Source organism: Rhodococcus sp. B7740, assembly GCF_000954115.1.
Classification (GTDB): domain Bacteria; phylum Actinomycetota; class Actinomycetes; order Mycobacteriales; family Mycobacteriaceae; genus Rhodococcoides.
The window spans coordinates 4,226,296-4,249,206 of record NZ_CP010797.1 but is presented as its reverse complement, the minus strand read 5'-3'; the positions used below and the strand labels follow the sequence as shown (position 1 = coordinate 4,249,206).

Annotated in this window: 20 protein-coding genes and 1 tRNA gene; 6 read left to right on the top strand and 15 right to left on the bottom strand. The window is 64.5% G+C overall.

The window, feature by feature from the left end; all coding sequences use genetic code 11:
- The 5 genes from NY08_RS19700 to NY08_RS19685 all read right to left on the bottom strand — a co-directional run bounded on the left by NY08_RS19700 (position 1) and on the right by NY08_RS19685 (position 7,417).
- Complete coding sequence (locus NY08_RS19700) at positions 1-720, bottom strand: VIT1/CCC1 transporter family protein (RefSeq protein ID WP_045198264.1); 720 nt, start codon at positions 718-720, stop codon at positions 1-3.
- A complete protein-coding gene (locus tag NY08_RS19695; RefSeq protein WP_045198262.1) occupies positions 713-1,189 on the bottom strand; it encodes a DUF2231 domain-containing protein in 477 nt (158 codons plus the stop codon). Before NY08_RS19695 ends, NY08_RS19700 begins: the two co-directional genes overlap by 8 nt.
- 68 nt (positions 1,190-1,257) lie before the next feature.
- Complete coding sequence (locus NY08_RS19690; protein WP_045198260.1) at positions 1,258-5,628, bottom strand: non-ribosomal peptide synthetase; 4,371 nt, start codon at positions 5,626-5,628, stop codon at positions 1,258-1,260.
- 50 nt (positions 5,629-5,678) lie between these two features.
- Entirely contained in the window at positions 5,679-5,816 is a 138-nt protein-coding gene (locus tag NY08_RS26135; protein ID WP_158462601.1) for a hypothetical protein, read from the bottom strand.
- Complete coding sequence (locus NY08_RS19685) at positions 5,813-7,417, bottom strand: DHA2 family efflux MFS transporter permease subunit (RefSeq protein ID WP_045198258.1); 1,605 nt, start codon at positions 7,415-7,417, stop codon at positions 5,813-5,815. The genes NY08_RS26135 and NY08_RS19685 overlap by 4 nt, the downstream gene beginning before the upstream one ends.
- 113 nt (positions 7,418-7,530) lie before the next feature.
- Here NY08_RS19685 and NY08_RS19680 point away from each other — a divergent pair, with 113 nt between their 5' ends.
- Together NY08_RS19680 and NY08_RS19675 are read left to right on the top strand one after the other, a co-directional pair.
- Positions 7,531-8,013: a MarR family winged helix-turn-helix transcriptional regulator gene (locus tag NY08_RS19680; RefSeq protein ID WP_032395585.1), complete on the top strand. Its 483-nt coding sequence runs from the start codon at positions 7,531-7,533 to the stop codon at positions 8,011-8,013.
- Position 8,014: 1 nt separating this feature from the next.
- The gene (locus NY08_RS19675) at positions 8,015-8,701 is read left to right on the top strand and encodes a pyridoxamine 5'-phosphate oxidase family protein (RefSeq protein WP_045198256.1); all 687 of its coding nucleotides are present in this window, start codon (positions 8,015-8,017) and stop codon (positions 8,699-8,701) included.
- On the opposite strand, the gene tgt is transcribed toward NY08_RS19675, so the two are convergent.
- From tgt to NY08_RS19640, 7 genes are all read right to left on the bottom strand, one after another.
- On the bottom strand, positions 8,655-9,893 hold the full coding sequence (gene tgt, locus NY08_RS19670) for a tRNA guanosine(34) transglycosylase Tgt (RefSeq protein ID WP_045198254.1): 1,239 nt from the start codon (positions 9,891-9,893) through the stop codon (positions 8,655-8,657). The two genes, NY08_RS19675 and tgt, sit on opposite strands and share 47 nt — an antisense overlap.
- Before the next feature lie 48 nt (positions 9,894-9,941).
- Positions 9,942-11,882: an ABC transporter ATP-binding protein gene (locus tag NY08_RS19665; RefSeq protein WP_045200818.1), complete on the bottom strand. Its 1,941-nt coding sequence runs from the start codon at positions 11,880-11,882 to the stop codon at positions 9,942-9,944.
- 8 nt (positions 11,883-11,890) lie between these two features.
- A complete protein-coding gene (locus tag NY08_RS19660) occupies positions 11,891-13,621 on the bottom strand; it encodes an ABC transporter ATP-binding protein (protein WP_045198252.1) in 1,731 nt (576 codons plus the stop codon).
- Positions 13,622-13,701: 80 nt separating this feature from the next.
- A complete protein-coding gene (locus tag NY08_RS19655; protein ID WP_045198250.1) occupies positions 13,702-16,002 on the bottom strand; it encodes an MMPL family transporter in 2,301 nt (766 codons plus the stop codon).
- Positions 16,003-16,004: 2 nt separating this feature from the next.
- Positions 16,005-16,643 carry a TetR/AcrR family transcriptional regulator gene (locus NY08_RS19650; RefSeq protein WP_094632062.1) on the bottom strand — a complete coding sequence of 213 codons (639 nt, stop codon included), beginning with the start codon at positions 16,641-16,643 and terminating at the stop codon, positions 16,005-16,007.
- A gap of 86 nt (positions 16,644-16,729) precedes the next feature.
- Positions 16,730-17,188 carry an RrF2 family transcriptional regulator gene (locus NY08_RS19645; protein WP_032395344.1) on the bottom strand — a complete coding sequence of 153 codons (459 nt, stop codon included), beginning with the start codon at positions 17,186-17,188 and terminating at the stop codon, positions 16,730-16,732.
- Positions 17,189-17,247: 59 nt separating this feature from the next.
- The gene (locus NY08_RS19640) at positions 17,248-17,883 is read right to left on the bottom strand and encodes an SOUL family heme-binding protein (RefSeq protein ID WP_045198248.1); all 636 of its coding nucleotides are present in this window, start codon (positions 17,881-17,883) and stop codon (positions 17,248-17,250) included.
- A 114-nt stretch (positions 17,884-17,997) separates the two neighbouring features.
- Between NY08_RS19640 and NY08_RS19635 the strand changes: the two genes are divergently transcribed.
- Positions 17,998-18,903 (top strand): sterol desaturase family protein, encoded by a 906-nt coding sequence (locus NY08_RS19635; RefSeq protein WP_045198246.1) that lies wholly within the window; start codon positions 17,998-18,000, stop codon positions 18,901-18,903.
- On the opposite strand, the gene NY08_RS19630 is transcribed toward NY08_RS19635, so the two are convergent.
- On the bottom strand, positions 18,884-19,573 hold the full coding sequence (locus NY08_RS19630; protein ID WP_032395347.1) for a YceI family protein: 690 nt from the start codon (positions 19,571-19,573) through the stop codon (positions 18,884-18,886). The genes NY08_RS19635 and NY08_RS19630 overlap by 20 nt on opposite strands.
- 120 nt (positions 19,574-19,693) lie before the next feature.
- On the opposite strand from NY08_RS19630, the gene NY08_RS19625 reads away from it, so the two are divergent.
- Genes NY08_RS19625 through NY08_RS19615 form a run of 3 tightly spaced genes read left to right on the top strand, consistent with a single transcriptional unit; the run spans position 19,694 to position 22,106 of the window.
- Positions 19,694-20,704 carry a PHP domain-containing protein gene (locus NY08_RS19625; protein ID WP_045200817.1) on the top strand — a complete coding sequence of 337 codons (1,011 nt, stop codon included), beginning with the start codon at positions 19,694-19,696 and terminating at the stop codon, positions 20,702-20,704.
- The gene (locus NY08_RS19620) at positions 20,701-21,615 is read left to right on the top strand and encodes an alpha/beta hydrolase family protein (protein ID WP_045198244.1); all 915 of its coding nucleotides are present in this window, start codon (positions 20,701-20,703) and stop codon (positions 21,613-21,615) included. Before NY08_RS19625 ends, NY08_RS19620 begins: the two co-directional genes overlap by 4 nt.
- 35 nt (positions 21,616-21,650) lie before the next feature.
- Positions 21,651-22,106 (top strand): hypothetical protein, encoded by a 456-nt coding sequence (locus NY08_RS19615; RefSeq protein WP_045198242.1) that lies wholly within the window; start codon positions 21,651-21,653, stop codon positions 22,104-22,106.
- A gap of 359 nt (positions 22,107-22,465) precedes the next feature.
- Here the strand turns inward: NY08_RS19615 and NY08_RS19610 are convergent.
- Positions 22,466-22,556 (bottom strand) — tRNA-Ser (locus NY08_RS19610).
- Positions 22,557-22,647: 91 nt separating this feature from the next.
- On the bottom strand, positions 22,648-22,845 hold the full coding sequence (locus NY08_RS19605) for a CsbD family protein (RefSeq protein WP_032395366.1): 198 nt from the start codon (positions 22,843-22,845) through the stop codon (positions 22,648-22,650).
- Positions 22,846-22,911 lie beyond the last annotated feature (66 nt).

Sequence of the window (22,911 nt, the reverse complement as noted above, 5' to 3'; positions counted from 1 at the left end):
TCAGATACCCGCGACGCCCGCCAGTTGGCCGATCGCATACGTGACGGCCATCGCGATCGCGCCACCGATCACGATTCGAGTCACCGCCGGGCGACTCGGCGCTCCACCGAGGCGTGCGCTGATGGTTCCGGTCAACGCCAGAGCCAGCAACACGACGACGAACGTGACCGGAATGCGTTGCGAAGCAGGCAGAAGCAGGATCGAGAGCAACGGCAGAAGGGCACCGCTGATGAACGACACCGCCGACGACGCGGCCGCTTGCCACGGATTGGTCAACGCATCCGGGTCGATTCCCAATTCGATGTCCACGTGTGCGGCAAACGGATCGTGGTCGGTCAGTTCCTGCGCAACCTTCTGCGCGGTCTCGGTCGAGAGCCCCTTGGCCTCGTAGAGCGCGGCCAGTTCCGCCAACTCCTCCTCGGGCTCCTGTGCCAGTTCCCGCCGCTCCTTGATCAGCAGAGAACGTTCGGCGTCACGTTGCGTGCTCACCGACACGTACTCCCCGAGCGCCATGGATACGGCCCCCGCGACAAGGCCAGCAACGCCCGCGGTCAGCAGCGACCCGCGGTCGGTGGTGGCAGCAGCGACACCGACGACCAGACCGGCGGTGGAGACGATGCCATCGTTGGCACCCAGCACCCCGGCCCGCAGCCAGTTCAACCGACCGGACAGATCTCCGTGTGGTTCGTGCTCGTGCAGGCTCGGCTCGGGCTCACTCATCGCCGGCGGTCACCGATACGTCGTCCCACGCGGCGCGCGCGCCGGACTCTCCGATTCTGTACACCTGCACGATTGTGGTCGTTCCGATCACCACTGCCAACACCACCACTGCGATCGACTGCCACCGCACAGGCGCGTTGCCGCGACGCTCACGAAGGTGCAGGAACACGAGCAACGCAGCGACGATCACCAAACCGACCGAGAAGTAGATCATCCAGTCACCGATTTCGGTGTGCTGTTCGACGGCCGCGGTCTCGGGGACACGCTTCTCGAGCCACTCGCCTGCCTCCGTCGTCAGTGGAGTGAGCACCAGGGTGATCACCGCCAGGGCTGCGATGAGCCACACGAGCCGGCTGCGCACGCCGGACCAGATGCTGGCTGCGACGGCGAGGATCGCGGTCAGCGGTGCCAGCACCACGATGAAGTGAACGAGCAGAATGTGGGCCGGAAGGCCGTTGAAGGTGGACATACGTTCTCCCGCTGGCTTCGAAGTCGGGTGCACCTCACGCACCGCACATGCTACACACCGTGTAGTAACTACGTCGGCGGTTCGATCGCGAGCAGATCCCGCCACGCCGAGTCCGGAGCTGCGATCATCGCGTGCACGATCCGCTCGAAACACCGGCTCAGCTCCAGCGCGGTATCAGCGTCGAACAGTGTTGTGGGATAGACGATATCGACCGAAGTCTCGATAGCCTCACCTTCACTGTCTCGATGTTCGGTGACGTGGAAGTGAAGGTCGCACTTGGCGATGTCGAGGGGCCGCGGCGTGATCTCGAATCGCACGTCCCCGACGTCGAAGGCTGCGGCGGTGAAGACATCCAACGACAGCGCCACCTGGAAGATCGGGTGCCGCGCCTCCGTCGACTGGGCACCGAGGTGGGCGACGACGTCCTCGAACGGTACCGATGCGTGGTCGAAGGCACGCAGTTCACTGGCCCGAGCCGACTGCACGACGTCCTCGACGCTCGTCGCGGACCCGATGTCCGTCCGTATCGCAACGCTATTGGTGAAGGTACCGACCAGCTGCTCGAGTCTCGGGTCGTCACGGCCGGCCACCGGGGTTCCGACGACGAGGTCGGTCGATTTCGTCGTCTCTGCGAGCAAGATCAACAGCGCCGCACGAAGCACGGTGAATCGGCCTGTCCCGCAACGTTGCGCCAGATCCGACATTCTCTCGGTGGCGTCTGCGTCGAAACGAAGCGACGTGCGGGAGCCGGTGAAGTCCCATTCCTGCCTGCGCGGTCGGTCCAACGGCAAGCCTCTCGAGCTGGGCATGTCTGCCAGTTCCGTGCGCCAGAAGTCGAGATCGGCCGACACGTCGCGGTCGGCGGCCCAGACGCTGTAATCGGCGTACTGCAGCGGTAGTTCGGGCCACGACGGTGCGGTGCCCGCGATCCTGGCGTGATACGCCAGGACGAAATCCGACGCCAACAGCCCCAGCGACCAACCGTCCGCCGCACTGTGGTGAACGGCGCACGCGAGTACATGGCGGTCGGGCGCAACCGCGAACAGGCGAGCCCGGATCGGGAACTCGGTGCGCACATCGAACGGTCTCTCGAGGGTGTCCCACATTGCGGCGTCGTCGAAGTCGACAACGTCGAGGTTCACCTCCGCCACAGCGCAATTGGGCTCGACCACCTGAGCCGGGGATCCATCGACATCCGGATAGCGCGTACGCAGCGTGCTGTGCCGACCGATCAGGTCGGTCAACGCCTCCACGGCCACCTCGCCGTGGAACCGACCGGAGATCGTGACCGAGAACGGCAGGTTGTACAGCGGTAGCGGCGCGCTCCGATCGATATGCCGCTGCTGCGGCGCGAGCGGGATGGCCGCGACGCCGCCGGACGTTCCCGCCTCCGGTCGCGAATCCTGCTGCAGCCCACGGAGTCGACGAGCATCGATCCGAGCCGCCAGCGCCCGAACGGACGGGGCCTCGGCGAGGTCTCGCACACCGATCTCGACCGAAGCCTCGGCCCGCACCGATCCGACGACTCTGGTCGCCGCCAACGAGTCACCTCCGAGATCGAAGAACGATGCCGCGCAATCGATACCGTCGCGGCCGAGGATCCGTGCGAACGCTGCCGCCACCATTTCCTCGGTGGCACCGGACGGCTCGATCGGAGTACCGGTCGACCGAGCGGTCGGGCTGGGAACAGGGAGTGCGCCGCGATCGACCTTGCGATTGAGCGTCAGCGGAATCTCGTCGAGGATCGAGATGGTCGCCGGCACCATGTGGGCAGGCAATCGCCCCGCGAGATCCCGACGAATGCGTTCGGTGTCGAGCACCTGTTCGCTGCGGCCGGCCACGACGTAACCGTCGATACGGGCGTCCCCGGTACGGCTGCGTCGCAGCGCCGACGACGCTGCAGCAACCTCGGGAAGCGATCGTAGCGCTGCGTCGATCTCCCCCAGTTCGACGCGATTTCCTCGAATCTTGATCTGATCGTCGGAGCGGCCGAGGAATTCCAGCGTCCCGTCGCCGCGCAGACGCGCCCGATATCCGCTGCGGAACATCCGCAGTCCTGCACTGCCGAACGGGTTCGCGACGAAGCGCGCCGCTGTATCCGGCGTGCGACCGAGATATCCGCGCGCGACGCCGAGGGTCTCGATGTAGATCTCGCCGACCGCACCCGGCGGAACGGGCCGCAGAGTTCGATCGAGGAGGTGAATCACCGCCCCCACCATGGCTCGACCGATCCCGTACGCGCTGCCCGGGTTCAGTGGCACCGTCATGGTGACACTGCAGGTCGTCTCGGTGGGGCCGTACGCGTTGAACAGTCGTCGATCCACCGACCAGCGGTCGACCGTATCCTGCGGGGCCGCTTCACCGCCGATGACGATGGTCCCGACGCCCGCCAGTGCTGCGGGATCCAACGTCGCCAGCGCGGAGGGTGTGATCAGCAGATGTGTAATTGCCTGCCGAGCAATCAGTTCCGACAGTTCTGCGCCGCCGTAGCTGTCCGGCGGCGCGATCACCACTGCCGCGCCTGCGGTCGCTGCGGCCAACACCTCGACGATGGCCGTGTCGAATCCGGGCGAGGCCAGATGACAGACTCGTGACTCGACGTCGAGGTCGTAGCTGCTCCGAATCTGTTGCACCAGAGCGGCGATGCCATCGTGGGTGACGACGACGCCCTTGGGAGTGCCGGTGGAGCCGGAGGTGTAGATGACGTATGCCGCTCGGTGCGGTGCCGTCGGCGTGGATTCATCGCCCGGACCACTCTCCGCGAGAACATCATCGAGGTCCAACCACTCCACCTCACCGAACTGGCCGCCTCCGCTGCACAGGCCCAACACCGCTCCGCTGTCTCGCATCACGAACTCCGCTCGCTCGCGGGGGTGGCCGGGGTCTACCGGGACGTACACCGCACCCACACGTGCGATCGCCCAGAACGCGACGACCCCCTCGACGGATCGGCCGATGCGCACGGCGACCCGGTCCTCGGTGCCGATTCCTCGGGCAGTCAATGCGGATGCGAGTGCGGCGACTCTCGTGTCCAACTCTGCGTAGGTGACCGACACCTCCCCATCCTGGATCGCAATTCGGTTGCCGTGCTGCGTGATTACCGTCGAGAACACGTCGTTCAGCGATCCCGGCTCCGCCGAGGCGGCTCCGACCGACGCGGGTGTCGCACGCGGCTCCTCCGGCAAGAACAGATCCAGGTCCGCCACCGCCGTGTCCCCGCAGCCGGAGTCGGCGAAAAGGTCGAGGAAACGCAGGAACCGTTCGTGGCGGCGAGCGAGGTCACTCGGTGTGTAGACGTTCGAGTTGGCCTCGAAGGCGATGCGTGGCCGCTCTCCACCTCGACCGGGATAGATGTTGACGGCGAGGTCCGACACCGGGCCGGTGGTCAGAATGTCGATCTCACCGTCGAAGTCGCCGACGGCCACAGTGTTCGCGAACATCATCACGTTGATCGTCGGCCCGAAACGCCCTGCGCGCACTGCATGTCCACTCTCGGACACCGGTGGTCGGCTGCGCTGATGCCGAAGTACGGCTCCGATCGCCACCTCGGCCGACTTGACCACGTTGTTCACCGTCGCCGATCCGACGCCCGGCAACCGCAACGGCACCATATGCGACAACGACGACCCGGCCCGGCGCAGCAGTGCTGTCGGCCGCGCAGAGACAGGCAACGACAGATCCACGTCGTCGGCGTCGTTCATACGCGCCAGGTACGCGGCGAACGCGGCGATCACCACCGTCGACGTCGCACGACCCGAAGCGGTCCGAGAGATCGATCGATCCTCGCCGACGACGATCGGCTCCGATGCAGGCTGGGCACTTCGCCCCCATGGCGCGCCATAGCCCAGATCGGCGGACGCCCAATGCGCCCGATCGCGTCGCGCGCGGGTGGACGTTCGGTAGCGCTCGTCCTCGGCCAGGAGCTCGGCCGGTGAAGTGGCATCGATCGGCTCGGGCTGGACGCCACCGAGCATTGCCGAGTACAGCGTCGCCGCCCGCTCGAGCACCTTCATCGACGCATAACCGTCGAGCGCGATGTGGTGGGCTCGGGTGTACCAGAACACACGGTCGTCCCCGACGCGCAGAACCCGCAAGCGCACCAGCTGTCCGTCCATCGAGAAGGGCGTTCGGCAGTCGTCGTTCATCCACTGTCGGGCTGCTTCTTCCGGACGTTCGTGTTCACGGAGGTCGAGAATCTCCACCGCCTCGGTATCCGCGTCCACGAATCGTTGCACCGGAATGCCGTCCACCTCGGCGATTCGCATCGTCGACGAGGAGAATTCTCGATGCGCCGTGCTGCCGCTGGCAGCCAGGGTGTCGACGTTCACGGTGCCGACGATGTCGACGTAGTACGCAATGGCGAACGGCACGTCGGGCATGAACTGCTGGGCCAGCCAGATGTCGGCCTGCGACGAAGTCAGCGGCAGGTCGTCGAACATGGTGGTCCCCCCAAGCATCATGAAGTACTACACATTCAGTAGTACCACGCTCAGCGAGTCTTGCGTTCGATCCCGTTCTCGTCGGGGTTGCGGAGGGCTGCATCCAGTGCAACGAACATGTCCAGAAACGTCGCCGGACGAATGCTTTCCCGATCCTCATCCTGTTCGTCGCCACCCGACGCCGTCATGCTGCGACATCCTCGTGCGCGTCGCTCCGCGGAACCGACTGCGCTGGTCGGTTCGGAATCAGAGCGGTGGCAAGCAGTCCGAACGCGACGAAGCCGGCCGCGATGAACCCTCCCAGGTTGACCCCGTGCGTCATAGCGTCACGCGCGGCGTCGGCGACGAACTCCGTTTCGGGGAGGCTCGCAAATCCGGCGATAGCTCCGCCTGCACTGTCGGTGATCGACCGCGCCAGCATCTCGGCATCCGGAACTCCCGTGAGCGAGTCACGTACCTGCGAGCCGAGAGTGGTGAAGAAGGTCGTCGTCAGCACCGCGATGCCCAGGGCGGAACCCAGTTGCCGGAAGGCACTCTGAATTCCGGATCCCTGACCGGCACTGGCGGTTGGCACGTCGTCGAGAACGACGTTCGTAACCTGAGCAGTTGCGAATCCGACACCGATTCCATAGAAGAACAACACGATCGCGATGTGCCACCACGGACTGTCCACCGCCGCGACAAACCCCAGCCCGGCAAGCCCGACCACCTCGAGGCCCAGCCCGATCCGAACCAGGTTCAACGGCGAAAGCGAGGCTGCGAGGCCGAAACTCGCCCCGCTGGCGACGAAGCTGCCGATCGCGATGGGAACGAGCATGGCACCGGCCTGGACTGCGCTGTATCCCAACGTGAATTGCAGCCACAACGGTAGTACGGCGATGATTCCGAACTCACCCAGCCCGATCAGCAGTGTCGCAATATTGCCACCGCGGAACGAAGCGATGGAGAACAGGCGGGTGTCCATCAAGGCCTTGTTCGCATCAGCACCGCGGCTGAGGGCTCGTTGTCGAACAACGAAGGCCGCCAACGACAATACGGACAGTGCCAACGACACGAACACCACGGAGACGCCCACGCCCCAGGTCGCCCCGAACAACTCGAATGGCTCCGTGGACACAATCCAGCCGTATGTGCGCCCTTCGATGAGCCCAAACGCCAACAGTCCGAGTCCGGCGATCGACAGCACCGCACCGAGTGAGTCGATTCGTCCGGATCCACGCGGTGACCGATCGATGAACAACAGCGAAGCGACGAGAATGAGGGCGACGAGGGGGATGTTGATGCCGAATGCCCAACGCCACGATGCGTGTTCTGCAAGCCATCCACCGAGGAGTGGGCCGAGGGCCGACGCAGCCCCGATTGTCGAGCCCCACACCGCAAACGCCTGCCCACGGGCCTTACCGGTGAACGTCGCATTCAGTAGCGCCAACGACGTCGGCAAGATCAGCGCGCCACCCACACCTTGGAGAAACCTGGCTCCGATCAACAACTCGCCACTGGTGGCGACACCGGCCAACAGACTCGAGATTCCGAAGACAACGACGCCTGTCACGAAGACTCTTCGTGCACCCACGATGTCGGAGATGCGGCCGACCAGCAGGAGCAGCGCGGCGAAGACGATGGCGTAGGACTCCTGAATCCATTGCGCCTGAGCGGAATCGACACCGAGATCGTCGATGATCGAGGGCACGATCACGTTGACGATCGTGGTGTCGACGACGATGAGCGCGACACCGAGCGCGATAGCGATCAGACCGAGCCAACGGCGCAACGAAGGTGACATCGTCATCGAACTACCTCCACAGTAAAGTTACTTTATGGTGAAGTTATATCGAGGATCGGTAGATTGTCAACGCAGCTCCGTGCACGCGGGGCACCATGCAGCAGAAGCGAGGCGATTCGATGAGCGACGATCGGTCCGACATTGCCGAACAACGAACCCGCCTGATGGAGGCGCTGCGAACGTACGGATCCGCCTTCAATCAATTCAGCCGACGGTTCGCCCAGTGGTCCGGACTGCATCCCACCGACGGAGAAGCGCTGATGGAGATCGTCTACGCCGAAGAACGCGGCGTCCCGTTGTCCCCGTCTCGACTGGCAGAGCGAGTACAACTCACCTCAGGGGCCACCTCGACACTGATAGACCGACTCGAACGGGCCGGACACGTCCGGCGCACACGAGAGGGCACCGATCGACGTACCGTGACACTACGAAGTGGGTCCAGCGTGCACGAGATGGCCGACGAGTTCTTCGGCCCCCTGGGTAACCGTCTCGACACGATGATGGCCCGGTACCCACCCGACATGCTCGCGGAGTTCGAGAGCTTCGTCGGCGAGCTCGTCGACACCATGCAGACCGAACTGACCGATCCCAGGACACCGTGAGATGCCGCAAAGCAACCACTATCACCACTTGATGTTCGGCCCTGCCGCGATTGCGCGGCAGAAGGTCGACGGCAGCTACACCGCCTACGGCTCGCAGACCGAGCGTCCCGACGACGGCCCGACGCCTCTCGACACTCGCGAGAAGGCCATGATTCGCGCGTTGGATCAGTTCCAGATCGCCACCGTCGCCGAGACCGGGTGGCCCTACATCCAGTATCGAAGTGGACCGAAGGGCTTTCTGCAGGTACTCGACGATCACACGCTCGGCTTTGCCGACTTCGCCGGAAACCACCAGTACGTCACGGCGGCCAATCTCGACCACGATGACCGCGTCGCACTGTTTCTGGTGAATTACCCTCTGCGGCAACGTCTCAAGCTCTACGGGCGGGCCCGTACCGTCGAAGCGGCGGACGATCCCGAACTGTTGGCCCGACTGAGAAGGATCGGCGACACGACCGTCGCCGCCACGTGCGAACGCAGCGTCGTCATCGACGTCGAGGCCTTCGACTGGAACTGCACCCGCAGCATCATTCCCCGCTACGACGCGAATTACCTCGCGGAGCTGTCCGAGGTCTACCAGCGCAAGGCAGTCGAGCGGGAACAGGAACTGCTACAGCGTATTTCGGAGCTGGAAGATCAGCTCACGCAGTCTTCGCAGCATAGAACCGACCCAGAAACTCCGTCCTGAATTCGGCGAAGCGCCCCTGCTCGATCGAGGCGCGAATGTCGTCGACCAGTCTGACCGTGAAGCGCTCGTTGTGGATGGTGCACAGCGTCGAGGCGAGCATCTCCTTGGCCTTGAACAGGTGATGGATGTACGCCTTGGTGTAGTGCGCGCAGGTGTAGCAGTCGCAGCTGTCGTCGATCGGGGTGAAGTCGCGTCGATGCTTGGCGGTGTTGATGTTGAAGCGGCCCGTCGGCACGTAGATCGCCGCATTGCGCGCCACCCGTGAGGGATTGACGCAATCGAAGGTGTCGGCACCGTTCTCGATGGCGGTGAAGAAGTCGTCCGGCTCGCTGATGCCGAGCATGTGCCGCGGCTTGTGCTCGGGCAGTTCCTCGTTGACCCACCGAGTGATGGTGCCGAGGTTCTGCTTCTCGAGTGCGCCGCCGATGCCGTAGCCGTCGAATCCTCTGCCGGTCTCTCCGGTGATGGTCTCGAGATCGTGTGCAGCCTTGCGTCGCAGATCCTCGTATTGCGCGCCCTGGACCACCCCGAACAGGGCCTGGTACGGCTTGTCGGCGCGCTCGACCGTGAGCCGTTCGTGTTCGAGGACGCACCGCTCGGCCCACGCCTGCGTCCGATCGACCGACTTCTCCTGGTAGCCGCGGGTATTCATCAGCGTCGTCAGTTCGTCGAATGCGAACATGATGTCGGCACCGAGGCGATGCTGAATCTGCATCGAGACCTCGGGGGTGAAGCGATGCTTGGAGCCGTCGAGGTGGGACTTGAACGTCACCCCGTCGTCGTCGACGTGTGCGAGGCGTTCCTTGCCCTCGGCGATGACGTCGTCGGACTCCACCCGCGAGGCGTCCATCGAGATGACCTTCTTGAAGCCGACGCCGAGCGACATCACCTGGAATCCGCCGCTGTCGGTGAATGTCGGCCCGTCCCAGTTCATGAACTTGCCCAGCCCACCCGCCTCGTCGACGATGTCCGAGCCCGGCTGCAGATACAGGTGGTACGCATTGGCGAGCACCGCCTGCGCGCCGAGTTCCTTCATCGCTTCCGGCAGCACTGCTTTGACGGTCGCCTTGGTACCCACCGCGATGAACGCGGGGGTGGCGATGTCACCGTGCGGAGTGTGGATGGTGCCGGTACGACCGAGCTCACCGTCGAGCCGGGTGCCGATATCGAAGCCGAAACTGGAGGAACTCACCGCGTCAGTATGCCGCTCCGCGGCTTGTGAGTGGAAATTCGTAGCCTGCTACGAACTTCCGTGCACCTGCGGCGCAGCCGCTCCAGCCGCATTGAGGCGGAAGTAGGCACCCCTGGCCGCGAGCAGTTCCTCGTGATTGCCCTGCTCGACGATGCTGCCGTTCTCCATCACCACGATGGTGTCCGCGTCACGGATGGTCGAAAGCCGATGCGCGATAACGAAACTGGTGCGATCGGTGCGCAGCTTCGCGGTGGCCTTCTGCACCAGCAGTTCGGTGCGGGTGTCGACGGAGCTCGTGGCCTCGTCGAGGATGAGGATCAGCGGCTTGGCCAGGAAGGCGCGGGCAATGGTGATGAGCTGCTTCTCACCGGCGCTGACGTTGTTGCCTTCCTCGTCGATGATCGTGTCGTAGCCGTCGGGCAACGAGTGCACGAATCGGTCGACGTAGCTCACCCGCGCGGCCTCGAGGATTTCTTCTTCGCTGGCACTCGGGTCGCCGTAGGCGATGTTGTCGCGAATGGTTCCGCCGAACAGCCAGGTGTCCTGCAGCACCATTCCGGTACGGGCTCGCAATTCTTCGCGGGTCATCTTCATGGTGTCGACGCCGTCGAGGGTGATACGGCCGGAGTCGATCTCGTAGAACCGCATGATCAGGTTCACCAGCGTGGTCTTGCCAGCACCGGTCGGTCCGACGATCGCGACCAGATGCCCGGGATCGGCAACCAGCGACAGGTTCTCGATCAGCGGGCGGTCGGGCGAGTAGCCGAACGAGACGTTCTCGAATTCGACGCGTCCTCGGCGCTGAGTGGGTCGCACGGCATCGGCCGGGTCCGCGTCCTCTTCCTCGGCGTCGAGCACCTCGAAGATGCGCTCGGCGGACGCCACACCCGACTGCACCAGGTTGACCATCGAACCCACCTGGGTGAGCGGTTGCGTGAATTGACGCGAGTACTGGATGAACGCCTGCACCTCACCGAGCGTGAGCGTGCCCGACGCCACCCGCAGCCCGCCGACGACGGCGATGACCACGTAGTTGATGTTCCCGAGGAACATGATGACGGGCATGATCATGCCGGAGATGAACTGCGCCCGGAAGCTCGATTGGAACAGCTTCTCGTTGCGGTCGCCGAATTCGCGTTCCACGTCGGCCTGACGGCCGAAGGCCTTGACGATCTCGTGGCCCGTGTAGGTCTCTTCGATCTGCGCGTTGAGCTTGCCGGTGTGCTTCCACTGCGCGACGAAGTGCGGCTGTGAACGCTTGGCGATGACGGCGGTGACCGCGAACGACGCCGGAATGGTCAGCACCGCAACGAGAGCGAGCAACGGCGAGATCCAGATCATGACGCCGAGGATGCCCAGGACGGTGAGGATGCCGGTGATCAATTGGCTCAGCGTCTGCTGCAGGCTGGTCGAGACGTTGTCGATGTCGTTGGTGACGCGGCTCAGCGTCTCGCCGCGAGCATTGTTGTCGAAGTACTTCAGCGGCAGTCGATGTACCTTGGCTTCGACACTGCCGCGCAGCAACAGGATTCGACGCTGCAGCGCGATGTTGAGGATGTATCCCTGCGCCCAGGCCAGCACCGCAGAGAGCACATACAGAACCAGGACCCACATCAAAACGGTTCCGACTGCACCGAAGTCGATTCCGGCTCCGGGAGTCAGGTTCGTGCCGGACACCAGATCCGCGATGGAGTCGTTGCCTTGGGCGCGCAGCTGGTCGATGGCCTGGTCTCTGGTCTGACCCGGATCGAGCTCGCGGCCGACCACGCCGTTGAAGATGAGGTCGGTCGCGTGTCCGAGGACGCTGGGCGCGGCGACGGTGAGCACGGTGCTGGCGATACCGAACGCCAGCATGATCGACAGGAGCACTCGCTCGGGAGCGAGCAGGCCGATCAGTCGTTTGAACGAGCCCTTGAAGTTGCGGGCCTTGGTTCCCGGCTTCACAGTCTTGGAGACGGGAGCGACGTCCTCCTCTTCCGCCTTCTCCACCTGCGCGGTCACAGTGCACCCACCGCGTGCTGCGAGTCGACGATCTCGGCGTAGGTGGGGCAATCGGCCATCAATTGGTCGTGGGTACCCACACCTACCGGCTTTCCGTCGTCGAGTACGAGTATCTGATCGGCGTCGATGATGGTCGAGACGCGTTGAGCGACAACGATCATGCACGCATCTCGCGTCACTGCCTTCAGCGCCGCACGCAGATTGGCGTCGGTGGTGAGGTCCAGCGCGGAGAACGAGTCGTCGAACAGATAGATGCTGGGTTTGCGGACCAGCGCGCGGGCGATGGCGAGGCGTTGCCGCTGACCGCCGGATACCGTCGTACCGCCCTGGGCGACGGGTGTTTCCAGTCCCTCGGGCATGGCCCGAACGAAGTCGGCACCCTGGGCGATCTCGAGTGCCTCCCACAGTTCGGCGTCGGTGGCGTCGGATTTGCCGTAACGCAGGTTGCTCGCGATGGTGCCCGAGAACAGGTACGGCTTCTGCGGAATCAGACCGATCTCCGAGCGCAGCAGGTCCAGATCGAGTTCACGGATATCGACTCCGCCGACGCGTACCTCACCGCCGGTGACGTCGATCAGTCGCGGAATCAGGTTGACGAGAGTGGACTTTCCCGAGCCGGTACCGCCGATGATGGCGGTGACCTTGCCGGCCTCGGCCCGCAGGTTCACCCCGCACAGCACCGGATATTCGGCTCCGGGAAAGGAGAATTCGGCGTTGACGAGCTCGACCGTTCCCGGCGAGGACGCGAACGTCTTCGGCTTGTCGGGCAGCACGACCGAGGATTCGGTGGCGAGTACCTCGCTGATGCGATCGGCGCACACCGACGCACGGGGCACCATCATCGCGATGAACGACGCCATCATCACCGACATGAGGATCAGCATGATGTAGCTCAGAAGTGCTGTGAGAGAGCCGATCTGCATCGTGCCGTCGTCGATCGCGTGGCCGCCGAACCAGATGACGGCGACGCTGGTGACGTTGCTGATGAGCATGACCGTCGGGAACATCAGGGCCATGAGCCGTCCGACGCGAAGGGCGGTATCGGTGAGCGCGGTGTTAGCCGCCCCGAAACGGTCGACCTCGAAGTCCTCGCGAACGAACGCCCGTACCACGCGGATGCCGGTGATCTGTTCACGCAGAACGCGATTGACGGCGTCGATGCGCTTCTGCATGGAGCGGAACGCCGGCACCATCTTGACGATGATCAGACCCATCGAGATGGCCAGACCCGGTACGGCGATGAGCAGGATCCAGGACAGCCCGAGATCCTCGCGCAGCGACATCACGATGCCGCCGACGCACATGATCGGGGCCATCACCACGATGGTGAACCCCATGACGATCACCAACTGCACCTGCTGAACGTCGTTGGTGTTGCGGGTGATCAGCGACGGCGCACCGAACTGGCCGACCTCACGGGCGGAGAACGTACCGACGCGATGCAGGATGGCACCGCGCAGGTCGCGTCCGACACCCATGGCTGCGCGCGCACCGATGAACACCGCCGCGACCGAGCTGATGATCTGCACCGCCGACACCAGCAACATGACGCCACCGGCCGAGAGGATGTAGCCGGTGTCGCCGGTGGTCACACCCTTGTCGATGATGTCGGCGTTGAGACTGGGCAGGAACAGGGCCGCCAGCGTGGCGACCAATTGCAGCAGAACCAGCGCGACGATCGGCATCTTGTACGGAGCCAGATACGTGCGCAGCAGGGGAATCAGCATGATGGCCGAAGATTACTCGTACACATGGATAACAGTCTCTCCGTTTTTCGAGTGTTGCGGGTAATCTTCGGCCGACCGGCTCAGACCGTTACTCGGGCGTCCTTCTCCGGTGCCGTCTTCAGCTTGGCACCTTCGATGTCGACGTTGGGCAGGATCTTGTCCAGCCACTTCGGCAGCCACCAGGCCTTGTCGCCCATCAATGCCATCACCGACGGAATCAGCACCATCCGCACGACGAACGCGTCGAAGAACACGGCCGCGGCGAGCGCGAATCCGATGGACTTGATGAACGAGTCCGGCTCGGCGATGAATGCGGCGAACACCGAGATCATGATGACCGCAGCCGAGGTGACCACGCGTGCGCCGTACTTGAACCCGTTGACGACGGCATCCTTGGCGGCAGCTCCGTGAACGAATTCCTCACGCATACGCGAGACGAGGAACACCTGGTAGTCCATCGCGAGGCCGAACACCACACCGATGAGGAAGATCGGCATGAAGCTGACGATCGGCTGCGGGTTGGAGATCAGGCCGAGGCCGCCCTCTTGGAAGATGAACACCGTGGCACCGAAGGTCGCGAGCACGCTGAGCAGGAACCCGAGCGTTGCGGTCAGCGGCACCAGGATGGAGCGGAACACGAGCATCAGCAGAACGAAGGCCAGACCGACGACCACTGCCAGGTACGGGATCAACGCGTCCTGCAATCGTTCGGAGACGTCGAGCTCGAGTGCCGTCTGACCGGTGACTCCGTAGGAGACGCCGTCACTGGCCACCACGCCCGGTTCGGCGTCGCGCAGATTCGCCACGAGGTTCTTCGTCTGCTCACTGTTCGGTGAGGACGACGGAGTGACAAGGATCTGTGCGGTGTCCCCGGCCTGGTTGACGGCGATGATCTGGGCATTGGTGACGTCGGACTGCCCGGTGATGGTCTCGACGACCTTGCCGAACGACGCCGTGCGATCGGCCTCGGCCACGCCGGAAGCGTCGGCGATGACCAGCAGCGGCCCGTTGCGTCCGGGACCGAAGCCCTCGTCGACGACGTCGTAGGCCTGACGTGCAGGCGTCGACGGGTCGGCGGTGGCGGTGGACGGCAGTGCCAGCGACAGACCGGTGGTGGGTCCTGCGATGACACCGAGCAGGACGATGCCGCCGATGAGTCCCAGCGCGGGCCTCTTGACCAGGAATCGGGCCCAGCGAAGTCCGTTGGTCGGCGTGGCGTTCGGGTCTTCCGGGTCGGTGGTGTTTACGAACTTGATCTTGCCCGCGAAGGCCTTGCCCTTGTAGAGGCCGAGCATCGCCGGCAGGAACGTCAGTGCGATCAGGACCGCGATGAACACCGCGAAACCTGCGGCGAGGCCCATCTGGGAGAGGAACGGAATCCCGACGACGCGCAGGGCAACGAGGGCGATGAGCACGGTGGCACCGGCGAACACCACAGCCGAGCCCGCGGTTCCCACGGACCGTCCGACGGCTTCCTCTCGGTCGTCCGTCAACGTCAGTTCGTGGCGATAACGCGCGAGGATGAACAGCGAGTAGTCGATCGCGACGGCCAGACCGATCATGATCGCGAGCACCGGCGTGAACGACGACAGGCTCGCGAAGCCGGACGCCGTGGTGATCGCCAGGCTCGAGATACCGATTCCGACGATGGCGGTGATCAGCGGCAGGCTGGCGGCCGCGGCGGATCCGAACATGATGAGCAGCACGACGGCGGCGACGGCCAGACCGACTATTTCCGACGTACCACCGGGCGCGACGTTCTCCTGCGCGACGGTGCCGCCGAGGAGGACGGTCAGTCCGGCGTCACGAGCGGGCTGCGCGGCCTCGTCGAGCTCGGTGCGGATCTGGTCGGTCACGTCGGCGAGTTCGACGTTGATCGGCACGGTGACCGTGCCGACATTGCCGTTGGGGCTCAGCGGTGACGTGGCTGCCGCGTCGGCGGCCACCTGGTCGGCCGGAGTGCCCGCTTCGGTTGCCGCCTCGGTGTATCGCTCGATGATCGACTGATTGGCCGCAACCGGATTCGCCAGCGGCTGCGCACCTTCGGCGGGTTTGGCGGCGTCGATCTTCTCGATCTCGGCGATGGTTGCGTCGATTGCCGAGGTGTATTGCGGAGTGTCCAGCGTCTGCCCGTCGGGTGCCTGGAACACGTACTCGGCGCTGACGGCGGTGAGCGGGTCCTCGGCGGAGCCGAACCGCTCGGACTGTAGATCCAGCGCAGCCTGCGCGGGCGTTCCCGGGATGCTGAACGAGTTCGCGGTGGGGCCGGACAGCGTCGCTGCGCCCACTCCGGCGAGCACCAGAATCGCCAGCCACAGTCCGAGGACGACGCCCTTGCGCCGGTACGCGAATCTTCCGATTCGGTAGAGATAGGTGGCCACTGTCAAGCTCCTCGGTTGGGTTCGGACGGTTGAGGCTCGGGAAGTCCAGCGCGCAGTTGGTCGAAGGCGTCCTCGATGAGGGCCCTCGGCGTCGATGCGCCTGCAGAATCGGTGACCCAGATGTTCAGTGCTGCCGTGACGGCACCACCGACGGCCATCTGGAGCAGGTTGGGGTAGAGGTCGGTGTCGATGTCGGTACCGGTTCGCTCGGCGATGGCTTCGCCGAGTTTGCGGGTCAGCGATTGGTGCATCTCGAGCTTGCGGGCCATCAGGGCGGGGTTGGCTTCGATCAGCCGCGCTGCCGCGAAGGTGTCGTCGAGATCCCGGCCCGGGTCCGCGACGAGGTCGATTGCGATGTGCCGCAACGAGTCCCAGATCGGTTCGGTCGACGGCCTGGCGCGCAGGAGCTCGAACCATTCGAGGGCAGACACTTCGATGTGGTGAAGAACTGCTTCTTCCTTGTTGGAGAAGTAGTTGTGGAACGTGCGGGTGGAGACTCCCGCTTCGTGCGCGATGGCGTCGGCGGTAACCGCGTCGATGCCGTGCTCCTTGCCCAGACGCACGGCAGCCATGCCGAGCGCGTCGCGGGTGGCCGCCTTCTTCAGATCACGAAGGCCAGTCGGAGAAGTCACGATTACCAACCTACGGAACTTGCACTGTTCTGCAAGTTTGCAGTGGTGTGCAATTTTGTCGATCCCGCCACAGCCGGCACCGGATGTGACTCAGGTCATCGACGCGCCCACGCGGTCGGCTCGCTGATCAGCTCTCCGACGAAGTCCGGCAGCTCGTTGTCGACGATGTCCGCCAGCGACACCGCCTCGAGCACCGCACGCAGATTGACGCGTACCGCCAGCCACACCCGGGTGAGCGGCTCGGCCGGACCGGAATACTCCGCATCCTCGGGCCGCTGACCGCGCACCGAGGCCAACGGGCCTTCGACGGCCCTCATCACATCGGCAACCGAAATGTCCGACGCCTCCCGCGCCAACCAATAGCCGCCGTCGGGCCCCCTTCTACTGCACACGAGATCTGCGCGACGCAGATCCGAGAGCACCGATTCGAGAAACTTGTGCGGGATGCCCTGCGCCATGGCCAGTGCCTCGGCCTTCGCGGGCCGCTGCCCACCGACGGCAGCGAGTTCGACGAGCGTGCGAACCGCATAGTCCGCCTTGGCCGTGATGTGCACGTTCAATTCCTACCATCGCAGTAGGGAATTAGCGAGCGCGTGCGGGACACGCCGACGCGTCAGGAACCGTCCGGTACCGCCACGACCACCTCGTTACGACGCAACGGCGCCAAGGTCCACGGCGGATCGTAGAACCAGGTCATCGGCTCACCCAGCATCTCGATGCCCTCGGCGCGCAACGCTTCGGTCAACGCCGCGATCTGCGGTTGGACATCGCCTCGGCCGCGGCCACCGCTGAAGCGCAGTACAGCGACCGTCTCCGCCGGAACCTCGGTCAACGTCACGCGGTCGTCGTCGGGCTCGGGCAGCGTGTCCATCGTCCATTCGGCAGGCATGAAGAAACGGACAACCCACCCGTCGCTGCCGGGCGTACTCGATACCGGCGCAGTCATGGCGATCTTCTGCGACCCTGCCGGCGATTGACTGACGGGAGCGGTCATCGCGACCCGTTTCTTGCCTCCGTTTCCGCCGAAGATGTAGCGAGCCAGGCGGCGGAAGCCCTCCTGCCGTGCCTCTTCCTCATCGGCGTCGACGACTGTCTGTGCCGCGATGCGTGGTCGGTAACGACGGATCTCCACAGCACCGGTCAGTCGACGGCTCGTATGCGGCGGTTCCTCGGTACCGACCCGGATACCGACGACACCCAACGCCGACCCGACCACCTGTCCGATCGTGGACGCGATTTTCTGCAACAAGTCCGACTCCGCTCTCTCGGCCGATTGGTGCGCCGCCTTCCACGGTACGAGCCCTGGGGAAACCGAACAGAAAAGCGTTACACTCAACCTCCAACTGTCACGCAGGAGGTTTCGATGAGCGAGTGGATCGGTTCGGCGTGGAATGCACTCCCCGAACCGCTGCGCGATCCCGTGGCACTGGCCATTCCCGCGTTCGCACTGTTGTTGGCGATCGAGTGGATCGCGGCCGCGAAGCTCGAGGACGGTGAACGCGGTAGCTATTCCGCCAGGGATGCGCGCTCGAGCCTGAGCATGGGACTGGTGTCCATCGCGACCACCACGGCATGGAAGGCGCTCGCCCTCGTCGCCTACACGGCGATTTACGTCTACGTCGCGCCGTGGCATCTTCCGGCCGACGCCTGGTACACGTGGGTGATCCTGATCCTGGGCGTCGACCTGCTGTTCTACGGATATCACCGCATCGCGCATCGGACCCGAATCATCTGGGCGACGCATCAGTCGCACCATTCGAGCGAGTACTTCAACTTCGCCGCGGCGCTGCGACAGAAGTGGAACAACAGCGGCGAGGTCATCATGTGGCTACCGCTACCCCTGTTGGGCATGCCGCCGTGGATGGTGTTCGTCGGATTCTCGATCAACCTCGTCTACCAGTTCTGGGTGCACACCGAGCGCATCGACCGACTGCCGCGTCCGTTCGAGTACGTCTTCAACACGCCCTCGCATCACCGCGTCCATCACGGCCGCGATCCGCAGTATCTCGACAAGAACTACGGCGGCATCCTCATCATCTGGGACCGCCTGTTCGGCACCTACGCCGAGGAGGTCGAGCGCCCGAACTACGGACTCACCAAGCCCGTCGACACATTCAACATCTGGACCCTCCAGACACACGAATACCGCAACATCGCGCGGGATGTTGCGGCATCGCGGTCATGGAAGGAACGCATCGGATATCTCGTCGGACCGCCGGGATGGACGCCCGAGCCCGCGCGAGAACCCGCTACTGCTGATTCAGATTGATCAGGAAATCGATGGTCCCGGACGGATCGACGGTGACGAAGCCGAGTGACGGCGGCTCGATCTGGTAGTCGGTCCACGTCGTCGGAATGGCACCCGACGCGATGAGCGTGTCGCCGGACTGCAGCACTTCCATCTCCACCGAGACCGGACGTGTCTGATCCTTGAGCGTCAACGTGCCCTCGGCGGTGACCGTCATGGTGGTGCCGTCCTTGGGCAGTGCGGACAGATCGATCGGCGAGTCGATGTTGAACGTCGCCGTCGGATAGGTCGCGGTGTCGAAGATGTTGCCGCGGAACTGACTGTCGCGACGGTCGCTGTCGGTGCTGATCGAGTTGGTCATGACGACCACCTGCCCCTCGGTGAGCGTGTTGTCGGCTATGACGACGTTGCCCGCGACTTCGGTCGTCGACCCGACGACCGTGACATCGGACCCGTTCAACAGCTCGTCGACGGTGTAGCCCGCGGCAGTCGTATTGGCGGCGTCGCCCGGAGTGACGATCCACCGTCCGTCGATGTCCTGTGTGGTCGCGGCCTGCGCGCCGGAGGTCGATACGGTTGCCGCCGGTGCGTCGTCGCCCTCGAACGAGGCATAGATCTTGGGGCCGAAATACAGTCCGAGCGCCACTACGACAACGACGATCGCGCCGACAATCCACCATTTCTTGGTCATGACTGCCGATGGTAGTTGCAGCTTCAAGCCTATGGGGAGTGAGCGACCTGGCAAGTCCCTGAGAGTTTTGTCCGTTTACCCCGTGAACACATGTCGGTACCGCCAGGCACAATGGACCGCATGGATCCGGTGGACGCACTTCGAGAGATCGGCTTCTGGCTCGAACGCTCCCGCTCGGACACCCATCGAGTCAAGGCCTACCGTCGGGCCGCAGATGTAGTCGAATCCCTCACGCCCGCACAACGATCCGAGCACGAGAAGGCAGACAGCTGGTCCTCGCTGACCGGCATCGGAGCGAAGACCTCGCTGATCATTCGCCAGGCACTGACTCAGGACGTCCCGGACTATCTCCGCGAGCAACGAGACGCGGCAGAACCCATCGGAGACAACGAACTTCGCGGTGCATTGAAGGGCGATCTGCATACCCATTCCAACTGGTCCGACGGCGGCAGCCCCATCGAGGAGATGATGCGCACCGCCGCGAGGCTCGGTCACCGGTACTGCGCTCTCACCGACCATTCCCCACGCCTCAAGGTCGCCAACGGCCTCACCGCCGAGCGTCTGCGCGCACAACTCGACGTCATCGCCGAACTCAACGAGCGGCTCGCACCGTTCCGCATCCTCACCGGAATCGAAGTCGACATTCTCGACGACGGATCGCTCGACCAGGACGAGGGTCTGCTCGCAGAGCTGGACGTGGTGGTGGCGAGCGTGCACTCGAACCTGCGGGCCGACTCCAAGACCATGACCAAACGTATGGTCACCGCCATCGCCAACGCGCATGTCGACGTACTCGGTCACTGCACCGGACGGCTCGTCGAGGGTGGCCGCGGAACCCGACCCGAATCGACGTTCGACGCCCCCGTGGTGTTCGAGGGATGCCGCCAGTTCGGCACCGCAGTGGAGATCAACGCCAGACCCGAGCGCCAGGATCCCCCGGAGCGACTGATCGACATCGCCCTCGAGCGCGACTGCCTGTTCTCCATCGACACCGACGCGCACGCACCCGGACAGCTCGACTGGCAGGGCTACGGCTGCATCCGAGCCGAAGAGCGCGGCGTCCCCGCGGAGCGCGTGATCAACACCTGGCCGCTCACCGAACTGCTCGACTGGACGGATCGGCACGCGTGAATCGTCGCCACTTCCTCTCCGGCCTGCTGGCGGTCGCGCTGGTCGGCTGCAGCTCGGCCGACACCGACTCCTCACCGAGTACCGCAGAGACGTATTCGGCTGCGCTGCAACCGGTATCGGGCCCGGCCGGGGATCCCATTCGACTGAACTACGGATACGAACCGGACAACATCGGCGACCTGTACCTCCCCGACAACAACGCCACATCCCTCCCGGTGGTGGTGATGATTCACGGCGGCGGATGGCAGGAAGACCTCGACCTGTCCTACTTCCAGCAGATGTCGACGGCCATCGCCGACGAAGGCATCGCCGTGTGGAACGTCGAATACCGACGCGGGCCGAACAATTGGGCCAACACCCTCTCCGACGTCGACGACGCCACCGAGGCACTGGCAACCGTCGTCCAGAATGCTGCCGATGGTCGCCTCGATCTCGATCGCGTCCACGTCGCCGGACACTCGGCAGGCGGCCAACTCGCCGCATGGGTCGCGGCTCGACACCTCATGCCCGTCGACGCGCCGGGCGCAGAACCGAAGATCCGACCACGCAGCGCCACCATCATGGCCGGCGTCTTCGACATGAAGCGGGCAGCCGACATCGGCGGCGACAAGTTCGTGCCTGCCTTCCTCGGCGGCATGCCGAACGAGGTGCCCGGACGTTACAAGATCGCCTCCCCCATCGAATACCTCCCCCTCGACGTTCCGCTCACCGCGCTGCACGGTGACGCCGATCAGACCGTCTCGGTGAACCAGAGCCGCGTCTACATCGACGCATCGACGAAGGCGGGCAGCACCGACCCCGAGCTCGTCGTCCTGCCGGGAGCGGGGCACGGAGCATTCCTCGACCCGAAGAACCTCGCCTGGTCGACGGCGCTGAGCACCATCACCGGACGTGCGCAGACCCTGCTCTGACGTCGGTGGTTCCGCCGGGGTGGTACACAGTTGCGATGAACGGAAAAATCGCGACCGGATTGCTCGGGCTGATCGTGGCCGTCTCGATTGCCGGATGCAGCAACGACCCGACGAGCGAGGAAGCGTCGAGCACCACCGTCGCCGCAGCGACGACGACCACTGCGACTTCCACAACTGTCCCCGCGACCACCACGGTCGACGCGCCCTCACCCGAGCCCGCTCCTGCGTCCGAGTTACCGCCCGCTACCGAGCCTGCAGCTCCGACCGACGCAACCTCCGGCGTCACCGGTGAAGCGCTCTACCAGCAGACCTGTACACAGTTTCTGCCGTCGATCGATGCGCTCGAGCAAACCGGAATCTCCGATCGCGCGAAATCGGTCGAGGGTCTGCGCAGCGAAATGACCACCGCGCCGAGCTGGAACGACGTGCCACCCGGCGATCAGAACGAAATTCTGCGGGGACTCGACGCCGCAGGTGCGGGGCAATGCTGAGTTCCTGAGTTGCCGCGGAGTTGGGGCCGGGGCTCTGCGATCCCGCAAACGCGCGCGCACTTGCCAGGTGCGCGCGAAATAGACCCCGAATCGGTCGCGAATCCGAACGCGTCTGACGAATGCGCGCGCGTTTGCGGCTGAACTAAACCCGGCCGCACACCCACACCCCGCCCCCGCCCACTGATCCCACCCGCCCATCCCGCAAACGCGCGCGCACTTGCCAGGAGCGCGCGCAATAGACCCGGGATCGGTGGCGAATCCGAACGCGTCTGACAAATGCGCGCGCGTTTGCGGCTGAACCCCACCCCAGACTGCGCACACAAAAAAACTCCCCACCCGACGGATCGGGTGGGGAGCTTTGGCGGTGGCGGAGGGATTTGAACCCTCGGACGGGGATTACCCGTCACACGCTTTCGAGGCGTGCTCCTTAGGCCGCTCGGACACGCCACCGCAGAAGACTGTACCGGAATGACGGCCTGAGGCTAAATCGCCTGCTCAGCACGCGAATCCATCGGTCATTCCGCAGGCTCCACTCCGGCGACTAGTTGCCGGTGAGCTTGTCCTTGATGTTCGAGGCTGCGTCCTTGACCTTCTCGACGCCGTCTTTGACTGCTGCCGAGGTCTGGTCGCCCTTGCCCTCTGCTTCGAGGTCCTTGTCTCCGGTGGCCGAACCAGCGGCTTCCTTTGCCTTGCCGCCGAGGTCTTCGGTCTTGTTCGAGATCTTGTCGCCGATTCCCATAGTGCTCTCCTTCGCAGAGGTTGGAGCGCGTCGTCGCACCCCTGCTCTCCACACTCCTGAAAACCG